This is a genomic window from Oligoflexus sp. (genome assembly GCF_035712445.1).
In the GTDB taxonomy this organism is placed as follows: Bacteria; Bdellovibrionota_B; Oligoflexia; order Oligoflexales; family Oligoflexaceae; genus Oligoflexus.
On record NZ_DASTAT010000046.1, the window covers coordinates 1 to 15,773 of the forward strand.

17 protein-coding genes and 1 other RNA gene are annotated in these 15,773 nt (G+C 51.3%); 8 read left to right on the forward strand and 10 right to left on the reverse strand.

Annotation, left to right across the window (positions count from 1 at the left end; genetic code table 11):
* The 3 genes from dmeF to VFO10_RS09350 all read right to left on the reverse strand — a co-directional run.
* Positions 1-710, reverse strand: a 710-nt coding sequence (dmeF, locus tag VFO10_RS09340; RefSeq protein WP_325139337.1) for a CDF family Co(II)/Ni(II) efflux transporter DmeF, incomplete at its 3' end; no start/stop codon positions are given.
* Between the two features lie 85 nt (positions 711-795).
* Positions 796-1,911 carry an SGNH/GDSL hydrolase family protein gene (locus tag VFO10_RS09345; RefSeq protein WP_325139339.1) on the reverse strand — a complete coding sequence of 372 codons (1,116 nt, stop codon included), beginning with the start codon at positions 1,909-1,911 and terminating at the stop codon, positions 796-798.
* 189 nt (positions 1,912-2,100) lie between these two features.
* On the reverse strand, positions 2,101-2,940 hold the full coding sequence (locus VFO10_RS09350; RefSeq protein ID WP_325139341.1) for a TIGR02147 family protein: 840 nt from the start codon (positions 2,938-2,940) through the stop codon (positions 2,101-2,103).
* A gap of 121 nt (positions 2,941-3,061) precedes the next feature.
* Here VFO10_RS09350 and VFO10_RS09355 point away from each other — a divergent pair, with 121 nt between their 5' ends.
* Positions 3,062-3,232, forward strand: coding sequence for a hypothetical protein (locus VFO10_RS09355; RefSeq protein ID WP_325139342.1), 171 nt, complete (start codon positions 3,062-3,064; stop codon positions 3,230-3,232).
* Between the two features lie 98 nt (positions 3,233-3,330).
* Positions 3,331-3,603, forward strand: a complete 273-nt coding sequence (locus VFO10_RS09360; RefSeq protein WP_141731420.1) for a LysR family transcriptional regulator — start codon at positions 3,331-3,333, stop codon at positions 3,601-3,603.
* Positions 3,604-3,634: 31 nt separating this feature from the next.
* Here the strand turns inward: VFO10_RS09360 and VFO10_RS09365 are convergent, their stop codons facing one another.
* The gene (locus tag VFO10_RS09365; protein WP_325139346.1) at positions 3,635-3,907 is read right to left on the reverse strand and encodes an acylphosphatase; all 273 of its coding nucleotides are present in this window, start codon (positions 3,905-3,907) and stop codon (positions 3,635-3,637) included.
* Between the two features lie 225 nt (positions 3,908-4,132).
* Here VFO10_RS09365 and VFO10_RS09370 point away from each other — a divergent pair, with 225 nt between their 5' ends.
* Positions 4,133-5,344, forward strand: a complete 1,212-nt coding sequence (locus VFO10_RS09370) for an AAA family ATPase (protein WP_325139348.1) — start codon at positions 4,133-4,135, stop codon at positions 5,342-5,344.
* Between the two features lie 90 nt (positions 5,345-5,434).
* Complete coding sequence (gene fliG, locus VFO10_RS09375; protein ID WP_325139350.1) at positions 5,435-6,433, forward strand: flagellar motor switch protein FliG; 999 nt, start codon at positions 5,435-5,437, stop codon at positions 6,431-6,433.
* Here fliG and VFO10_RS09380 read toward each other — a convergent pair whose 3' ends face one another.
* From VFO10_RS09380 to VFO10_RS09395, 4 genes are all read right to left on the reverse strand, one after another.
* Positions 6,434-6,619: a hypothetical protein gene (locus tag VFO10_RS09380; protein WP_325139352.1), complete on the reverse strand. Its 186-nt coding sequence runs from the start codon at positions 6,617-6,619 to the stop codon at positions 6,434-6,436.
* Between the two features lie 55 nt (positions 6,620-6,674).
* Positions 6,675-7,808, reverse strand: coding sequence for a hypothetical protein (locus tag VFO10_RS09385; RefSeq protein ID WP_325139354.1), 1,134 nt, complete (start codon positions 7,806-7,808; stop codon positions 6,675-6,677).
* A gap of 104 nt (positions 7,809-7,912) precedes the next feature.
* Positions 7,913-10,321, reverse strand: a complete 2,409-nt coding sequence (locus tag VFO10_RS09390) for a hypothetical protein (RefSeq protein ID WP_325139356.1) — start codon at positions 10,319-10,321, stop codon at positions 7,913-7,915.
* Between the two features lie 15 nt (positions 10,322-10,336).
* Positions 10,337-11,320 (reverse strand): alpha/beta hydrolase, encoded by a 984-nt coding sequence (locus VFO10_RS09395; protein WP_325139358.1) that lies wholly within the window; start codon positions 11,318-11,320, stop codon positions 10,337-10,339.
* A gap of 111 nt (positions 11,321-11,431) precedes the next feature.
* On the opposite strand from VFO10_RS09395, the gene ssrA reads away from it, so the two are divergent.
* The 4 genes from ssrA (at position 11,432) to VFO10_RS09415 (ending at position 13,980) form a co-directional block, all read left to right on the forward strand.
* Positions 11,432-11,793, forward strand: a transfer-messenger RNA (tmRNA) gene (ssrA, locus tag VFO10_RS09400).
* Positions 11,794-11,804: 11 nt separating this feature from the next.
* Positions 11,805-12,095 carry a nucleotidyltransferase family protein gene (locus VFO10_RS09405; protein WP_325139360.1) on the forward strand — a complete coding sequence of 97 codons (291 nt, stop codon included), beginning with the start codon at positions 11,805-11,807 and terminating at the stop codon, positions 12,093-12,095.
* On the forward strand, positions 12,092-12,406 hold the full coding sequence (locus VFO10_RS09410; RefSeq protein WP_325139362.1) for a DUF86 domain-containing protein: 315 nt from the start codon (positions 12,092-12,094) through the stop codon (positions 12,404-12,406). Before VFO10_RS09405 ends, VFO10_RS09410 begins: the two co-directional genes overlap by 4 nt.
* 644 nt (positions 12,407-13,050) lie before the next feature.
* A complete protein-coding gene (locus VFO10_RS09415) occupies positions 13,051-13,980 on the forward strand; it encodes a hypothetical protein (RefSeq protein WP_325139364.1) in 930 nt (309 codons plus the stop codon).
* Positions 13,981-13,989: 9 nt separating this feature from the next.
* Here VFO10_RS09415 and VFO10_RS09420 read toward each other — a convergent pair whose 3' ends face one another.
* Positions 13,990-14,538 (reverse strand): plasmid pRiA4b ORF-3 family protein, encoded by a 549-nt coding sequence (locus VFO10_RS09420; RefSeq protein WP_325139366.1) that lies wholly within the window; start codon positions 14,536-14,538, stop codon positions 13,990-13,992.
* 18 nt (positions 14,539-14,556) lie between these two features.
* The gene (locus tag VFO10_RS09425) at positions 14,557-15,651 is read right to left on the reverse strand and encodes an IS630 family transposase (RefSeq protein ID WP_325139368.1); all 1,095 of its coding nucleotides are present in this window, start codon (positions 15,649-15,651) and stop codon (positions 14,557-14,559) included.
* Between the last annotated feature and the right edge of the window lie 122 nt (positions 15,652-15,773).

The window sequence follows — 15,773 nt, forward strand, 5'->3', positions numbered from 1 at the left end:
CGGATCAGCCCGAACGCCCAAACTGCCACCAGCACCGCACCGACCACACCCATCAGGGGATCCATCCAATCCCAGGCCCAAAACTTCCCACTGAAAAGCGCAATAATCGCCAAAACCGAAGTGGCCGCATCCGTCACCACATGCATATAAGCCGAGCGTAAATTCAAATCGTGATGATGCCCGTGTTTATGATCGTGCGCATGATCGTGGTCGTGATCATGATGGTGGTGATGATCATGTCCATGCCCGTGGTCATGCCCATCCTTCAAAAGCCACGCGCTCACCAAATTCGTCGCCAGCCCCAAAAACGCAATTGCAATGGCCTGATCATACTGAATCGGTGTCGGCGTGATAAACCGCAGGACCGACTCAAACAGCATCATCCCAGCCACGCCCATAAGCAGGATGGCGCTCGTATAACCACCGAGCACCTCAATCTTCCAGGTCCCAAAACTAAAATGCGAATGCCCCGCCAACTTCCGCGCCGCTTTATAAGCCGCAACCGAAAGCCCCAAAGCCAAAGCATGCGATGCCATATGCCAGCCATCGGCCAGCAGCGCCATGGAATTGAAAATCCAACCGCCGATGATCTCGACAACCATGACAACGGCGGTCAGGATCACCGCACGCTTCGTGTTGCGCTCTGCCAGGGGGTTGCCTTCATCGAATACGTGGGAATGATCGCCTTGAAAAAAATCGGGCCTGGTCATTGCTTGTTACTTCCGTCAGCAGAAATGAGGCTTGTCTTCTACCATAATACCCGGCGTGGTCGAAAAGGTCCTGGCTTTTATAAAATTAGGGCATAGCCTTCCGCATGGCCTCATCGACCACCCGCGCCAGTTTCAAATGCCCCTTCATGCTCAGATGAAAGCAGTCATTCGCAATATCTTCGCCGGTAAACATCAGGTCCGAGGTTTCCCGCAGATGGTGTATCTTAAACGATGGATGCACGTCCGCCAGCTTTTTAGCCAGTTTATCGAGCTCCTGTCGATAAGCCGCAAGCATACCCGACAGGCGCAATTGAATTTCAGTCCCGCCTTCCTCATGCACAGCGAAAAGCGAAGGGCAGTAGCTGCGTGGCCCCTGACCGAACATCATGCCGAAGATAAATTTATCGCTCATGCCTTCTTTCAAAAGCTCCGAGGTCGGACTTTTAAAACGCCCGCTCTGCAAATCACGACAGGTCAAATCCTGTCCATAGGCCTTCACCGGCCGTCCCAAAATATCGGGTGAACTCACAATCTGCAAAATCCCCAGGGGATCCAGCAGCCATACATGAGTCGCACTATGATCCGGCTGAGCATTCCGAATCAAATACCGCAAAGCCTGTTCCTGATGCTTCGCATAATCCGCAGCCTCGGTCGCGAATTCCGCCTGCGGCGCACACAGATCATTGCCGGTGAAAAACATAAAAACATGCCGTGGCGCCTTGGATCCGGTCGCATCCAGCAGACGATCCACCTGCCGCGTCGCATGCTCGGAACGTTCGCCGTCCCGCGCTGCGATCAAAATTTCATGTGGGCTGACCTTGCGCTTGCGTCCCAGGAGATAGCCCCAGCTATATTCCTCGGTATCCAGATACCGCTTTCCAAGGACCAGCATTGCGTTATCCGTCACCCAGCTGAAGGGATTATCGAACTCCCGCCGCGAGAAATCCAAACGCCGTGGAGGCATCGCCGGCTGTTCAATGGGCTCCCAGGTTTCATTCAGCGTCTGATAATATTCAGGCCCAGGGCTCATATCGACCTTGCCGGCAAAAATCTGGCTCAGAAGTTCAATATCAAAGCGCAGTGTTTCATGCGCGGCTCCGCCGGTGCTGATGCTATCCCCCAGGAAAGCGACCGTATCACCTTTGGCAGATCCGCTCATAGAGACGAGACCGGCCAGAAGCCAAGCTAAATATTTACGCATGATGTCTCCGGAAAGAAGTCAGCGGAGGCAGGACGCTCCGCAATGAAATGGTCAGCGAGAACAGAACGCAACATGAAACTATCCGCGGGAACCGAACGAGCCCAACACCCCAGCCCCTCACGTCGGCGAGCACGAGTCAAACAACCCAGCCCCTCACCTCGGCGAGTGCGAGCCCCATACCCCAGCCACTCAGGTCGGCAACGTAGCTTTCTTCCCGTCATCTCTTGAACACTCGGATACCGGAAAAAACTGCGTGCTAAGGCAGTAGACGGTATCCTTGGTTCCGATGTCGACATCCATTCGCTCCGCGAGTCTGTTGCATGTTTCACGCAGGGTCGCCATCAGCTGCGGCAGATTTTTTTCAGCAACGGCCACCATGTAGCTGTGCATGGCGTGGGGCCGTGTCTCATCGACCGCCTCAATGGCTTTCCATAGTATCTGTCTGCAGAATTTTTGAAAAGACTCGGATTCGACTGATCCCACAAAGTTTTGCTGCGCTTTGACAAGCTGAAGTCGCCCGTCCTCGTTGCGCTTCAAAAGCCCCAGCCTTTCAAGCCGCTGAAGTGCGTCCTTGGCCTGCTCCACAGGGATGCGCAGACTTTTGGCAATGTACTCGGGCTCTGCCTTTATATTGTCCAAACGCAGAAGTTCCATGACGGCAACATTGTACCAGTCAGAAATAAGATGAAAGGTGTCATCACCGATTAAATCCGCAAGCGGTGAACGACGAAATCTCTGCAAACGTATGCGGGCCGCCTCGCGCAGGAGTCGACTCCGTCCATGCTGACTTTCCACCAGATCAAGGAAGTACTGCGTTTCCTCTTCGTTGAATCGCATGAGTCGCGCAATTTGCTGCGCAACCTGAGTTGACACACCTTGCTTCCCGTGTAAAATCTCGCTGAGTCGGCTGGGTGTTAGCGCGAGATCACGTGCAAAGGCTCCCTGCGAATAGCGAGGATTTTGCTTGATGCGACGTGCCAACTCGCCATGGAGAATCTCGCGATAATCCTGATGCTTCAACACATCCATCAGACCCACTCCGGACAAAGGAGGACAAAAAAATCCTCGTTGGTTCGTAAGGCTTCTGGCTCAACGGCCATGAAGCTTCGTCTACGTCTCGATCTTGGGTAGCAACTCGGGGAAAAGAATCATGCACCTTTTGTATGCCAGTCAACAGGCGGCTGGCAAGCCCAGCATGGTCTTCGTGAGCCTTGTTTGTGAAAAAAACGATCCACTGTGGTTAAACACGCGTATCCACGCGCTAGTGCGCCAGAACAATGCGAAAAAAATACGGGAGAACTTCCCAGAATATTTTGTTTGACCAAAAAGTTGACCTCTTGGCCAGTTTTGTTTTCAATAGGGGGAAACTACCCGTACGTGAACCCAGGGGAAACCTTTCAGGAGTGAAGAGGCTGCGTCATGGAACCACAAAGCGAAAAATACAAGAAACTTCGCATGCTTGACATCGACGACTTGATCCTCCTGCAGCATTTGCTGAGGGGTGGACGACCATCGACCGGAGCAGCGTTGCTCGGCTTGACCCCACCCGCGGTGAGCCACAGGCTGCGTAAAATTGAAGATGTCTTTGAAATTAAGCTCTTTGACCGCATTGGGTCGAAGTTGAGTTTGAACAACGCCGGCAAAGCCCTGTCAGAAAAGGCTGACCGCGCTCTTCTTCTGATGAGCAACTAAGGGCCATGAGACTCCACGATGTCTGTTCGACTCATCGTCTGATTTCAAAGCCCTTGAGCTGCAGAGCGGTGACATCCTGGACCTCATAGCTGTGTATGTATCCCGTGAATCTATCCTGAATGGCCTCGACTAAAGCGGCCAACACTTCTTCCTCACCCTCTGCATGCATTTCAACGCGCCCGTCCGGGAGGTTTTGCACAAAACCTTGAACCGGAAATGCAGCGGCTATGCTGTGTGTATGATATCGAAAGCCAACTCCCTGCACGCGTCCCTTGAAATAATAGCGTTTGGCGACCTTGCCCATCCATAGTTCTCCGTCGTCTGCGATCTGTTTTTTCCTTCTCAATTGTTAGCGTGTGGGGACGAAAAAGTCGCGCTTCAAGTCCAAAGACATCTCATTTCAAGCTCCCCTTCCCCATTTCCCCCACGGACCATTCCACGTATAGTAAAGTCGAACAGCTGTCCCGGGACCGTCATGAATCGCAAAGAGCCAGATCCAGAACACGTTCAGAAAGACTTCGAGGATTTCGTGCGTCAACGTTTTAGCGGCAGTTTTCCCAACTTCTCAAGTGCCGTCCAGCCGCCACCACCGCGCCGTGATCTGCACGAGGAGGCCGCCACGAATCTTGACTGGGATTTTCCCTATAAGCCGAAGGACGTCAAACAATTCCTCGATCGCTCCATCATGAAGCAGGACGAAGCCAAGTGCGCTCTCGCCATTGCCATCTGTGATCATTACAACCAGGTGAAAGCGGTCTATAACGGAAGCGATCCCGGCACCGATGATTACACGAAGCAAAACATCCTGCTCCTCGGACCCAGCGGCGTGGGCAAAACCTATCTCATTCGTAAAATCGCCGAACTCATCGGCGTTCCTTTCGTGAAGGCCGACGCTACAAAATTCAGTGAAACCGGGTACGTCGGCGCCAACGTCGAAGACCTTGTTCGCGAACTCGTCAGCCAGGCGCGGGGAGATATACGTAAAGCGGAATGTGGCTTGATTTATTTGGATGAGGCTGACAAGCTCGCCTCCCGACAGCGGTCGACAGGCCGTGATGTGAATGGGAGAGGAGTACAATTTGGCCTACTTCGTCTTATGGAAGAAACCGAAATCGATCTGCGTTCCGGCCATGACTTACAATCGCAGCTCCAGACAATTATGGATTTCCAACGCGGCAAGCTCGGTCGTGGGAAAGTCAGCACGAAGCATATACTCTTCATTGTCAGCGGAGCCTTTACTGGACTTGAAGACATCATCCTGCGAAGAGTCGGACGAGGTGCCCTCGGGTTCCAAGCGGATCATTCCCGGGTCCCAGACCTGAGTGATAAGGCCCTGGATCACGCCACCAGTGAAGACTTTGTGAACTTTGGTTTCGAGCCGGAATTCATCGGACGCCTTCCCGTCCGCGTTGCGTGTCATCCCTTGAGCAAGGATGACCTTCTCAGCATCATGCTGAACTCTGACGGTTCCATCCTCCGCCAGTATCAAAAATCCTTCCGGGCTTACGATATCAATCTCCATTTCACTGATGAGGCTCTGGATCGTATCGCTTCGCTTGCGTTTGAAGAAAAAACGGGAGCGCGGGGTCTCATGACCATCTGTGAAAAAATCCTGCGGCCTTTTAAGTTTGAACTGCCATCGACCATGATTCGGAATCTTCTTGTGACCCAAGGGATGGTCGAGAATCCACAGGGATATTTGGATCAGCTTCTGCGGGAATATGGGCAGCCTCTCCATTGACGCTATAAGATTATGATATTTAAAGACAAATAGACATCAAGCCGCGACGAAAAGAAGCCGATAAGAGCCTCAAGAAATTGAGGTTCCTTGATGGCTGCACGCAAATTCAATCCGTCTCAAAAAGCTGCGATCCTTATGCTCTCCTTGGGCGAGGACCTTGCGGCCGAGATTTTCCGCAGCATGAGCGAAAGCGAAGTCCGTTCAGTCGGCACCGCACTCAAGCAATTGGGCCGCGTGGAGCAGGTGGATATTGATGCGGTTGTGAATGAATTCCTTACAGTTCTGAACACCAAAACCACCGGATTGAGCAAGGATACGGCGGCTTTCGCACAAAAGGCAATTCAGCTCGCGTTCAAAGGCAACAAGGGCGAGGCCCTTTCCCAGCAGCTCGGCCGTGGCCCTGTAAAGATGCGTTCGCTTGAGATCGCCGATCCACCGACGATGGCCCGCATTCTTCAAAATGAACATCCACAAACAATCGCCATGATCCTGGCTCACGCGACTTCCGACAAGGCGAGTGCGATTCTGCTTCAGCTTCATGAATCCCTGCGCACCGAGATCATGATTCGTCTCTCGAAACTCGAACCCATAGATCCCGATGTGGTCGCTGATATTGATCAGCATCTTCTCAAGGAAATCGAACGCATGGGTTCCATCCATCAAAGAAAACTGGGTGGGTCGCGGAAGGTGGCCGAAATTCTCAATCACCTGGACAAAGACGGCCTGCGTCTTTTGGAAAAAATCGAGGAGCGCAACCCCGATCTTTCCGAGGACATCCGACAGAAGATGTTTACGTTCGATGATCTTATTCTGATCGATTCCCGCGGCATCCAGGAACTGGTCAAGGTCATTCCACGCGGAACTCTGACCCTGGCCCTTCGTGCTGCGACCGAGACCATCCAAAAACTTTTCTATAAAAACATGTCCGAACGTTCAGCGAAAATGCTGGCCGATGATATCGAGGCCCTGGGTCCTCAGAAGCAAAGTGATATTCTGAAAGCGCAGCGGGAGGTTTTGAACGAGGTGAGAAAGCTCGAAGAAAACGGGCGCCTCGTGATCGATCGCGACCAGAAGCGCCAGGTAAGCTGATTACTCAGCAGCTTTAGCCTTGGGCTTGGGCAATTTGATCAGGCCTTCCGCCACAAGAATTTTGACCTTCTCTTCAGCACGGATATATTTGCCTCTTTGTATGATCGCATAGCGACCGTTGCGCTTTTTGATCAGACGATAAGGTTTCTTGTCTTTCTTCGCAGTCTTGCTTGGAGCCTTGGCCATGATACGGGATCTCCTCTAGGATATTGTGGAACTATTGTATCATGAAGCGGAAAAATCAGATCCCGTTCAAATGAAAAGCCAGGCAGCGAATATGCTGTCCGCCCTGGGAAAAGCTTTGTACGCCTTGGATTGCGTCCGGGCCGAGCTTCTGCCGGACGATCAAGAGCGACTCTTCATCCGGTATCAGCATGAAGCCTCTTAAATCCTGGCCTTTTTTCGGCCATTTTTTCAAAAAATCAGAAAGATCCCGGTAAAAATCGAGGGGGCGGCTCTTCCCTTCCTGCGAGAGGCGTAACCCATAAGGTGGGTTTAAGGGGGCGAGAATTTTTTCGCCAGGGGGTGGAGGGGATTGGAAGACGTCTGCGCAGAGTGAGTTGGTTATGGGAGCGGCAGACAATGGTTTTAAAAAATTTGCGACATGCAGCAGGAGGGCGGCTGCTATATCGCCTTCTTTTTCGATCAAAGTTGCAGGTGGAAGTGTATGAATCCTTTCGCTGAGGCGCTTGCGAATGGAATCCAGCGTGGCTTTCGGTGTAGCGGGGAGGTTTTCCAGATAGGCTCCCGGATTCCACATGAACGCCGGTAAATTTCCCAGCAAAAGCCAGGATTCAAAGAGCAAAGTCCCACTGCCGGCAAATGGCACTGCGATGTGATCCGGTTGCCAGCCCTTCTGGAGGCTCATCATCCAACGCAGAGCCGCAGCCGCGAGACATTCCTGCAGCGGGGCTCCGTGCCGGGATTCGGCTTTATAGTTTCTATGGTGCAAAGGATAGGGACCGAGAGCGAGAAAGAGTTTAAAACGGTTCCCTCTCTGCTCGGCAAGGAGCTGCCAGGGGGCTTTCTCTTGAACGGCATGACCTTGCGCCGCGAAAATTTCCGAGATCTGTTCGTAGAGCTTGCCTTCATGATAAAGGTGGCTTTGAAAGGATTGTACTTTCAGTTGCACCGAGGAATTTAGTGGAAGAAACAAGGGAAAATCAAGGCTTTCGAGAGCCTGCTGCAATTCTCCAAAACTGCCGACGTGCTTGTCCAGGATGGTCCAAAAACAGGCCTGGGCGGTCAGGAACCTTTGTGGAATCTCGATCAGCTGGCGGAAATCCAGCTGCGTGATCCCGATGCCTTCCGGGTCTTCCTGTACCTTGGCTTCAAATTTTCCTGGCTGTGTGAAGGTCGCAAGAATGGACCGCACTTCATCCTCGCACACATCCTTCCAACCGGGGGCGGGGACGATGCGAACGTCATGCGGTTTTGCGTGAATATGTTTTTTTATCCGTTTGTCCAGAGCCGAAAGCGTCACCGAATCACCTTGCGCAGATAGTCTTCCAAAAGACTATCCGTCTCCTCCGAGGATTCGCGTTTTTTGAGTTCGCGGACATCTTCCAGAACGTCCTCGCGGTAACGCCGATTCACCTGGTAGTCACGCCGAAGGTCCACATCACCACCGGCCACCTGATTACCATAGTACTGATCGCTCGTCACGCGGCGACGGCGGCCGCGTTTGCCATTATCTCTTTGCGACTGCCGGGCAGCACTTTCGGCCTGCTGAAGCAGTCGACCTGCCATATCCGAGGCGGATTCAGCATCGGCGAATTTGTTTTCATTCCCGGAATCAATCGTCGCTTCCATGGCCTGGACCGCGGCCTTCATGCGCTCGCCTGCGGTGGGGGACATGGAGCGGAGTTGGGCTTCGAGTTCGCGGGTGCCTTTGACGTTTGAGTTCTGATCCATGCGAACCGAGGCCCAGCTTTCCTGGAGGTCCTTTTCTTCACGCTGGGCTGCTTTGTCGAGTTTGGTCGAGACGGAGCTTTGGCGTTTTTGCAGTTCGCGCAATTGGTTTTGTGCGTTGGCGAGACCCTGCTGTCTTTGTTTTTCCTGCTCGGCCCGGCTTTGGTCTTCCTTGCTTTCCAGGGCTTCGATCCACTGGCGGTAGGATTCCACCGTCTGCGAGAGTTTTTGCAGCGCGTCTTCGGTTTGTGGGGGTTTGCTGGTGTCCATCTTTTCAATCTGGCTTAAGGCCTGATTGAAGGGTTTCTTTTGCACCTGATCCCATTCCTGAGGGCGGTTCTCTGCGTTCATATTCTGCATGCGGAGTTCCCAGCGGCGATGGCGCTCGTCGAGGAAGTTTTTCATGCGGTTGACGACTTTATCGACCGGGACTTTGCGTTCTTCTGCTTTTTGTTCGAGGAGGCGGCTGAGAGTTCTGGCGGCGACGAAGAAGTCGCGGTCGCGTTCACGGTCGTCAAGGGATTCGTGTTCGAAGAGGAAGCGGTTGAGGTCTTCGCTGGCTTGAACTGTGAGTTCCTGGTCGGGTTTTCTTGCGATGGATTCGAAGGTTTGTTGGAAGAGGCGGATCTGATGCCGATCGAGTCCATCGAAATAGGGGGAATCTTCGGCTTGCTTGGCGGCTTTGTTTCCGAGTTCGGCTAGATGCTTGGGGTTGTATTCTGACTTCCCTTGGACGGCGAGGTCGAGTTCCTTTTTGGCTTCGGCCAGTGTCCGAAGGGTTTGCTGATAGCGGCCGTAGGCACTTACGACCTTAATAATAAGGGGCTTGCTGCGGCCTATAAGTGGGCCTGTGATCGCGCGGTCCATGGCTTCTGCGACTATCTCTAGTTCCTGTTCGTCCTTGTCCATATAGGTTTCGAGCGGGAGGTTGTAGCTTGTTTCCAGTTCCATTTTGTCCTGGGCAAGGACTTCGGTAACAAGTTCCTTATGGGTGCGTTCGCCGGCCTTAATAACGAGTTGAACGGACTGCAGTGGGTGTTCTGCTTTTACAAAGATATCGAGGGGCAGTGGTTTATCGTCCGGCCAGGATTCTTCCAGGTCGGCAACCGAGCTTAGTGTTACCTGCGGCACTGGCAGACGTTTCACTTTGATGACCGCGGTCGGCGTACTGGTCGAAATAGTACTGAGGAAAAGCTGAGCATCTTCGGTAATGGCAAATGTTACCGAGAAGCGGCCCGTGGTTTCATTCCCTTCGGGGCTCGGAGCTTTCACCAGCCGGAAAGTTTGAAGATTCTTTCCTTGGCTATCCTTCAGCTGAAGACTCGGTGCGGATTCGGGCTGGGCTGTTACCAAGACCTCAACAAGGTTCTGCTCAAGAACAGTAAGCTCTAATGTTTTGCTGCTGAGCTTAATCAACTGACCATCCGACTCCGGCATACCTTCAACGACACGCAGTCTTGCCCCATAGGTCAGACTCAAAGCTGCCCGTTCCAGAGATTGCAACGCGCTTTCCCAAGCCTGACCCGCTGTCTGGCTCAAAACAACAAGGGCCAACATAGGCAAAAGCAGCGAGGATCCTTTGGAGATTAAAAGCTGCCAGCCCTCTTTCTTGTGCCGTTCCAACTCCGAATCCACCAGCCTGCTCCAGGTGGGATCCAGGTTCGCATCCTTTGGCAGCTGAAACGCGCTCTTATTCGATTGTGGATTGGCCATTTCCAGTGATAAAAGCCATTCGCTCATCGAGCTCGGCCTTAGTCCCTTCTGCCAACCGATCACCAAAAAAACAAAAAGGCTCACGCAAAAAATAGCGAGCTGCTGTCCCCAGGCCTCAGGGCTCACCCAGGCCCATAGCAGAAACGTACAAAGCGCCAGGACACCCCCGCGTAAAACCCGCAAGGCACTTAGCGCATAGTTAATATTCCGACGAAAATCATTCAGACGCGCAAGAGACAAGGCCAAAGGCGAAGAATCTTCCATGGGCACCGTCACAGATTATGAGGTTGCAGAGATTTCACAACGACTGCGCATCCAGGGCAGGATCACTTCAAAAAGTTTTTCCAATTCCTCTGGATCACTGGAAAGAGCGTGAGACGAAATACCCTTCACCTCGGAGATTTCGAGCTGCCAGGTGTTGGTATTCTGACCCACGAGTTTATGCAAAAGGGCACTGTTGTAAAAGAGATCATCTGTTGGGCAAACGAAAAGGACGTTGGCGTCCAATGTTTTAAATACATCAGAAACAGACCGAATCGCTTGCAAAAGCTCTTGCGCAAAACGCGCGGTAATCACAAGCGTGGCATCCAGCCCGCGCTCCTTGCTTTCGTCACTTAGTGGTAAAAAATAAGGCAGCAGGAATCTTGGAACTCGGGCACCAGGGAAAAGCTGGGCCATCCCACTAACGAGCAGCCGGCTGAAAAACGGCAGCACCGTCTGTTCCTGTAGAATCGGCGCCAAAAGCAAACACCGCTGAACATACTGCGGGTACGTCTTCTGAAAATGCATGAGTATCAACGCACCCACACCCTGACCGATCAGAAAGGGCTTTTTCCGGTTCGATTTATGCCGAATCCACGCGACAACCTGTAAGAGGTCGTTCACCAGATCCTGAAACCTAAGAACATCCCCGGTCAACGCCATCGACCGGCCATGCCCTCTCAAATCAAACCCAAAAACATTAAACCCATTCTTAACCAGCATCCCCGCCGCACCTGCATACAGCTCCACATTCTCGCCCAGGTCATGGACAAAAATCACCGGCGGCTGGTCGCTATGCGGCCTTGCCCAACCCTGCACGTAAACCGATGAACCTTCATGATCGATCGGACATGAGAACGCCAGATTCTGGGCGGGTTCATCGAATGCTTCTTCCGCAAAGTGCTGCATCAACGATGAGGGTCCCGAATGCGTGGTCGTCTCCAGCTTCTGCGCGCCCGGAGCCTGATCTTTTGGGGTCTGGGCGTCAAACTGAACAACCAAATGCGACCTCCAGAATCTTTCCAAAGCCATCTTGCAAATTACTACGGAATTAGAATACCATACACCCGCCCCCAGGCTGGGGGCAAAATTAAAGTCTACGCAAGCTCCGTCGGGGGTGTACTGGTTTCGACGGGTGTGGCAGTGGGTTTTAAGGAGCATGTCCGGGGTGGGTACGCAACCCGGTTATAAAGGCGTACTAAACGTATAATCGGCAACGATTCTACTTACGCACTCGCAGCTTAATTAGCTACGACGTTGAACATGAGGCTCCAACACTCATGCAAGACGTATTATCCGTTGGATTACCTTAACGACTCTCCACCTGTGGGCTGTTAAGGGACATCAATCAGGTTGCGGCCTCAAGTGCATGTCCGTGCGCGCTTGAGGCAAGAGGATTAATAACGGTTCTAAGCATGTAGCAGCCTTTGTCGACACACATTCGGACGCGGGTTCAACTCCCGCCACCTCCACCATGAGGCAACTCATGACTCCGCTTGAAAAAATCAAAGCTCACCGTCAAGAAATTCTCGACATCGCGAAGAAATATGGCGCGAGCAACATCCGGATCTTCGGATCTGTTGCGCGTGGGGAAGCTCGCCCGGACAGTGACTATGATTTCCTCATTGAACTAGAACCCGGTCGATCGGCTTTTGAAATCGGCGGCCTTCTTATGGATCTGCAGGATCTATTGGGTGCCAAGGTTGATATTGTTACAGATAAAGGCCTCAATAAGCATATTCGGGAAAAAGTCTTGAAAGAAGCGATCGCCGTATGAAGGACGATCAAATCTACTTACTGCACATAGAAGAATGCATCTCGGACATAAACACCTTCGTCAAAGGCAACCGCGAACTTTTCTTAAATGACAAGCTCGTACGCAACGCCACTCTTCGTAGTCTGCAGACACTTGCAGAATCAACCTCGCGTCTATCCGATGAATTCAAAGAGAAACATCCAGACATTCCATGGCGAAAAATTCGTGGCTTTCGAAATGTAATTGTTCACGACTATCTTGGTCTCGATTACGAAGCGGTATGGCTGGTAATTACAGTCGAAATTCCAAGACTCAGAAAAATCCTTAAGTAACCATTATCTCAAAAACTTCGCGCACGATGGCTCTTTCTAAATTCTGTGTGGGTCCCCAGAAGCCAGTCCTATTTTAAATCATCAATTTGGCGGAAGACCATTTCGTAGTCATTACTCCCTTGAGCAGCTGCTCCCGGGTACTTCGCCACGACAACATACCGTCCGGTGCGTAAAGGCTCGGCAGATGATAGCCGCGACAATTGGAAGTTTGTGGCTTTGCGGCGGGCCGCCACTCGCCGAGCTTCAGCATTTCGGTCTTGTCCTTTTCAACGTCATTGTTAGAGCCAGCCATGCCCAAGGCATTCCGAACATCCGGGAGCTGAAGCTTCTGCGGTGACGGTGACTCAAAAAATTTTAATGAAGTGAAAGAGGGGGAAGTTGATCGTCAACCTTGCGGGGTGGAGTGCCAGGGAGGACCCAAGATTCATCCCAATTGTAACCTGTTTTCGAACAAGGATTAGGACTCGGAGCAACAAAGTTCTATCCTCCCCTGTCTGACATCCTCGATTGTGCATACCTATTAACTTAATCTGCTACGTTTATTGCCTGTTTAAGGACTTCTTCAATTCAGCTCATGTAAAGTCGATAAGAACTTATTGAAGCTAAAAAAGAGTCCCAAACATTATTCCGGGTAAGCAATTCGAATGAAGTCTTCCCTATTCTCTGTGTCGCTTCTAAGTTTCCTTGCTTCCGTCTCAAATCCGTCTCATGCTGACATCATCGATGGCGGAGTGATATACAACGGACCCAGTGCACCATTCAAACAAAGCCCTGAGCCTCTCAACGCATGCAGCAGCGGAACAATTTCGAGTTATCAACCGGGGTCGATCATTGACTGCCGTGATCAAACGCTTTTTCAGACTGTTCCCATCACTGGAACCAGTTTTAGTCTTAATTATTCTTCCAGAAGCCAGCCAGCAACCGAAGGTCTTGGGCGTACACTAAAAATGGACATTGAAAAGTTCTCCGCGAATGATCCAGCGAGGTTTGGAAAATTATTAAACGTGAAAGCGTCATTGACCATTCTCGGCACTGTATTTGAAAAAACCTATGATATCTTACCTAATGAAAACCTTGATGAGCCTTTCGTTTTTGAATACACGTGGGATGGCAACGATGCCAATGGGCAGAAATTCAATGGTCTGGTTCAGTCGGAAATCCGAATCGAATATAGCTTCGAAGGCTCACTGGACACCGGCCCGCGAACAGTTTTCCTTTCAAAAAAAGCAACGTTCGGAGCTGTAGATGCTTCAAGACAAAACCTGGGAGGGTGGTCACTCAGCGGCTATCATGCCTTTCACCCCATGTCTGGCAATATCGTCCTAGGAAGTGGGATCAGGCTCCCTGTTGAAAACCTAAACTATGGTCCCACGTACTTGCCAGATTCCACCGGAATTATTCGAGTTCCGTCGATGGACACCAGCGAGGTTTACCATTTCACGAGTGATGGGCTCCATAACAGGACCGTTGATGCCCTCACTGGCATTGCCAAATACAGCTTCCAGCATGACTCGCTTGGCAGGCTAGTCCTGCATCCCGGAAGTTCGTTCCGGTGTAAACTGCTTATTGCGTAGAGCGAGTCGTTATTGGTCGAACCGCTCTCTTACTTCAGTCAAAGAGAAGTTGTTCGGCGTCCAATCGCCGAGCCATTCTTTGAGACCTTCTTCATCTTCCTCAATACCTTTGAAAACGTTCACACAGCGCTCAAATCCCCATAGGCCACCGCAATCCTCAGGCGGAAAGGTGCCTTTGCCGTCGATCAACCGCCGCTTAAAGCGACTCTCTGCAACGATGGACGTACACTTTATGTCATGCTGCCAACCATCTCCGAAGTCATAGACATATCCGCATTTAGCTTCATACTCAAAATAACTTTTCAGTTTGACCTTGCTTGCAGGGGGAGCTTCGGGTTCATCGAAGGCTGAACCCGGCGGTATGCCTGTCGCAATCTCCTCCGCATTTCGACCGAATGAGGTCGCAAACGAAAAAAGATGACAATCTTCCCATCCACAGGCGTCTTGAATTGCGTCATGAAGATCCTGAAAAGTTGCCGTCTTCCTGAGCTGAAATCGGCGCCAGAGCCGTGGTTTGACTCCTCGAAGAGAAACTTCGAATTCATAATATTCGGCCATATAATCGCTCCGCATTCTTTAACAGGCTTTTGCATTGTCGAAGTTCCCTTTAAACAACCATTTGAAGGGATGCGCTTCGTAGGTATTCCAACGTTGAATAAATTGCAAAACCTTTCTTTGCAAATCATCGCATGTTTTGAAGGATCCATGCTTTAAGACCCTGCGCTGCAGAATGCTAAACCAGATCTCGATCTGATTTATCCAGGAAGCATGTAATGGGGTGTAGACGAATCGGAATCGATGCCGGTGTCGCTGGTTGAATTTTTTCCAGCGATCGCCGTGATGGATGTTTAAATTGTCCCAGACAATATAGATCGGGCCTTTAGGATATACCTTTGCCAGATGCTCCATAAATGTCAGAAGATCACCTGCGCCTCGATATGGCGAGCAGTGACCAGTTATAGTTCCGGTCTTTATATCGAGCGCAGCAAACAAAGATCGTGTGCCGTGTCTAACATATTCAAATTCTTTCCGCCCCACTTTTCCAACGCCAGCATGTTTGAATGGATATTTGCGCTCAAGAGCCTGCATCCCTGTTTTTTCATCAATACACAGAACTGTGGCTTTCTGGGGAGGCGATACGTAAAGAGAACAAATACGCTTCACTTTAACCGAAAAATCCGGGTCTGGACTATGCAACCACATCTTAACGCGATGCGGACGAATCTCTTTGGAAGAAAGGATGCGGTGAATCTCACTTGAGCTGACGTTCCAACCAGTCTCCTGTTGAAGTTGCTGTTTCAATGATCCAATTGTCCAGATGTTGCGAAGGGGATCCCGTTTGAGAGGATTTGAGCACGCCAGCTTAATGATCTGGCATCGGATATCACTGGGAATTTGAATGGGCCTACCATTGCGGGGTGCATCAGATAATGTTGAAACGACAGGATTTTGTGCGAACCTCTGGCACCATTTCCTCACCGTCTTGCAAGTGACACCACAGCCCGCGGCAACCGCTCCCACACTTTTCCCGCTGGCTGCAGAAAGTATAATCCTCGATCGGGTCACCAATCGATGCTCTTCCTTTTCGGAGCGTGCAAGGGATATGAGCGCTGCGCGCACGGGAGGGGATAAAATGAGCCGGACAACATCTGCCACTATTGCCAAATCCATTCGATGAAGCTCGGTCGATATCCAGCCACGAACGAGACACAAAATCAAACAAATTAAGCTTTCTACAGAACTATACCACCCAATAAAACTGTAGGAACGAACTTCCGGGATGCACGACTAGT

Bases quoted from the DNA above. Each gene is read 5' to 3' on its own strand.
- fliG (WP_325139350.1), top strand. From the start codon at position 5,435: ATGGCTGCACGCAAATTCAATCCGTCTCAAAAAGCTGCGATCCTTATG.
- VFO10_RS09355 (WP_325139342.1), top strand. From the start codon at position 3,062: ATGCACCTTTTGTATGCCAGTCAACAGGCGGCTGGCAAGCCCAGCATG.
- VFO10_RS09360 (WP_141731420.1), top strand. From the start codon at position 3,331: ATGGAACCACAAAGCGAAAAATACAAGAAACTTCGCATGCTTGACATC.
- VFO10_RS09420 (WP_325139366.1), bottom strand. From the start codon at position 14,538: ATGGCCGAATATTATGAATTCGAAGTTTCTCTTCGAGGAGTCAAACCA.
- VFO10_RS09410 (WP_325139362.1), top strand. From the start codon at position 12,092: ATGAAGGACGATCAAATCTACTTACTGCACATAGAAGAATGCATCTCG.
- VFO10_RS09425 (WP_325139368.1), bottom strand. From the start codon at position 15,651: ATGGATTTGGCAATAGTGGCAGATGTTGTCCGGCTCATTTTATCCCCT.
- VFO10_RS09405 (WP_325139360.1), top strand. From the start codon at position 11,805: ATGACTCCGCTTGAAAAAATCAAAGCTCACCGTCAAGAAATTCTCGAC.
- VFO10_RS09350 (WP_325139341.1), bottom strand. From the start codon at position 2,940: ATGGATGTGTTGAAGCATCAGGATTATCGCGAGATTCTCCATGGCGAG.
- VFO10_RS09380 (WP_325139352.1), bottom strand. From the start codon at position 6,619: ATGGCCAAGGCTCCAAGCAAGACTGCGAAGAAAGACAAGAAACCTTAT.
- VFO10_RS09365 (WP_325139346.1), bottom strand. From the start codon at position 3,907: ATGGGCAAGGTCGCCAAACGCTATTATTTCAAGGGACGCGTGCAGGGA.
- VFO10_RS09415 (WP_325139364.1), top strand. From the start codon at position 13,051: ATGAAGTCTTCCCTATTCTCTGTGTCGCTTCTAAGTTTCCTTGCTTCC.
- VFO10_RS09390 (WP_325139356.1), bottom strand. From the start codon at position 10,321: ATGGAAGATTCTTCGCCTTTGGCCTTGTCTCTTGCGCGTCTGAATGAT.
- VFO10_RS09345 (WP_325139339.1), bottom strand. From the start codon at position 1,911: ATGCGTAAATATTTAGCTTGGCTTCTGGCCGGTCTCGTCTCTATGAGC.